Source organism: Micromonospora sp. NPDC049662 (genome assembly GCF_040675055.1).
Classification (GTDB): domain Bacteria; phylum Actinomycetota; class Actinomycetes; order Mycobacteriales; family Micromonosporaceae; genus Micromonospora.
In genome coordinates this window covers 1-2,379 of the sequence record NZ_JBFAOC010000119.1, presented here as the reverse complement: position 1 = coordinate 2,379, position 2,379 = coordinate 1, and the positions used below count along the sequence as shown (strand labels likewise).

At 71.5% G+C, this 2,379-nt stretch carries 2 protein-coding genes; both read left to right on the top strand.

The annotated features are described in order from the left end of the window. Nucleotides 1–255 precede the first annotated feature (255 nt). Nucleotides 256–1,071 carry a dimethylargininase gene (gene ddaH / locus AB0J36_RS34405; RefSeq protein WP_357134883.1) on the top strand — a complete coding sequence of 272 codons (816 nt, stop codon included), beginning with the start codon at nucleotides 256–258 and terminating at the stop codon, nucleotides 1,069–1,071. Next, nucleotides 1,071–2,285, top strand: coding sequence for an ornithine--oxo-acid transaminase (gene rocD, locus AB0J36_RS34400; protein ID WP_357134884.1), 1,215 nt, complete (start codon nucleotides 1,071–1,073; stop codon nucleotides 2,283–2,285). Before ddaH ends, rocD begins: the two co-directional genes overlap by 1 nt. The last annotated feature ends 94 nt before the right edge of the window (nucleotides 2,286–2,379 follow it).

The window sequence follows — 2,379 nt, the reverse complement described above, 5'->3', positions numbered from 1 at the left end:
ACCCTTTGAAAAGTCGGTGCGCCCCCCCAGCCCCCGGTGCGGCCCCCCAAACCTCTTGATCACTGTTGGAGGGGTGAGCTGGCCCTCCTGCGCAACGGATCGTTGGTTGCTGTGCGTTACACGCAACGGATCTACGGTCTGCGCAAGTCTCGGTGGTGGATCCTTCCGCTGACGCCGCATAACGTTGAGCAACGGCGCCAGCCCGTGGGCCACGGTGGCCGGGCGCGCCCGACCCCTGGGAGCAGGACAATGACGATGGACGCCACCAGCCAGCGCCTCTTGATGTGCCGGCCGACGTACTTCGCCGTCGACTACGCCATCAACCCCTGGATGGACCCGAGCGCGCCGGTCGACCCCGCGCTGGCCGTCCGGCAGTGGGAGCAGCTTCGCCAGACGTACCTTGACCTGGGCCACACCGTCGAGGAGATCACTCCGGTGCCCGGCCTGCCCGACATGGTCTTCGCCGCCAACGGCGGCACCGTGATCGACGACAAGGCGATGGCCGTGCAGTTCCGCGACCCGCAGCGCGCCGACGAGGCGCCGGCCTACCGGGCCTGGTTCGAGGCCGCCGGGTTCGAGATGTACGACCCGAAGCACGTCAACGAGGGTGAGGGCGACGTCCTGCTGGCCGGCGACCACCTGCTGGCCGGCACCGGCTTCCGGACCGCCCACGCCGCGCACGCCCAGTTGCAGGAGGTCTTCGGCTACCCGGTGATCACCATGCAGCTCGTCGACCCGCGCTTCTACCACCTGGACACCGCGCTGACCGTCCTCGACGAGCGGACCGTGGCGTACCTGCCGGAGGCCTTCTCCCCCGGCAGCCAGGCCGTGCTGCGCCGGCTCTTCCCCGACGCCGTGCACGCCACCATGGCCGACGCCGAGGTGCTGGGCCTGAACGCGGTCAGCGACGGACGGCACGTCGTGCTGCCCGCGCAGGCCACCGACCTGGCCGCCAAGCTGCGCGACCGGGGTTACGAGACCATCGGTGTCGACCTGTCCGAGCTGCGTAAGGCCGGCGGCGGACCGAAGTGCTGCACGCTGCGACTCCGTCAGGGAAAGGCAACCAAGTGATCGTGGACGACAAGCTGCGTACGCCGGGAGCGGTCCGGGACGCCGAGCGCTGGACGGCGCACAACTACCACCCGCTGCCGGTGGTCATCTCGTCGGCCGAGGGCGCGTGGCTCACCGACGTGGACGGCAAGCGCTACCTGGACTGCCTGGCCGGCTACTCGGCGCTGAACTTCGGCCACCGGCACCCGCAGCTCATCGCCGCCGCGCACGCCCAACTCGACCGGCTGACGCTGACCAGCCGAGCGTTCATCCACGACCAGTTCGCCGACTTCTGCCGGGAGCTGGCCGAGCTGTGCGACAAGGACCTGGTGCTGCCGATGAACACCGGCGCCGAGGCCGTGGAGACCGGGATCAAGGTGGCCCGCAAGTGGGGCTACCAGGTCAAGGGCGTACCGGCCGGTCAGGCGAACATCGTGGTGGCCGAGGGCAACTTCCACGGCCGGACGACCACCATCGTCAGCTTCTCCACCGACGAGGACGCCCGCGCCGACTTCGGGCCGTACACCCCGGGGTTCACGGTCGTGCCGTACGGCGACCTGGACGCCCTCACCGCCGCGATCGACGAGAACACCGTCGCCGTGCTGCTCGAGCCGATCCAGGGCGAGCAGGGCGTGGTGGTGCCGCCGGAGGGTTACCTGCCGGGCGTACGCCGGGTCTGCACCGAGCGGAACGTGCTGTTCATCGCCGACGAGATCCAGTCGGGTCTGGGGCGTACCGGCCGGACCTTCGCCTGTGACCACGAGGGCGTGGTGCCGGACATGTACCTGCTGGGCAAGGCGCTCGGCGGCGGCATCGTGCCGGTCTCCGCGGTGGCCGCGAACACCGACGTGCTGGGCGTGCTCAAGCCCGGTCAGCACGGCTCCACCTTCGGCGGCAACCCGCTGGCCTGCGCGGTGGCCACCGAGGTCGTACGGCTGCTGGCGACGGGCGAGTTCCAGCGCCGCTCGGCCGAGCTGGGCGAGCGGCTGCGGGCCGGCCTGGACGGGCTGGTCGGCAAGGGCCTCGTCGGCGTACGCGTCCGGGGCCTCTGGGCTGGGCTGGACATCGACCCGGCGCTGATGAGCGGACGCGAGGCGTGCGAGCGCCTGATGGAGCGCGGCATCCTCGCCAAGGACACCCACGGCTCCACGATCCGGCTAGCCCCGCCCCTGGTGATCACCGAAGAGGAGATCGACCAGGCCATCACGACGCTGGCCGAGGTGCTGGCTGCCTGACCCGGAACGTGTGAGTGGCGGGGGCCGCCCGCGCCCCCCCCCCCCCCCCCGCCCGGCGGGGGGGGCGGCCGGCCCAGGGGGGGGGCGCCGCCCA

Coding starts and splice junctions, on each gene's coding strand:
- ddaH (WP_357134883.1), top strand. CDS start 256: ATGGACGCCACCAGCCAGCGCCTCTTGATGTGCCGGCCGACGTACTTC.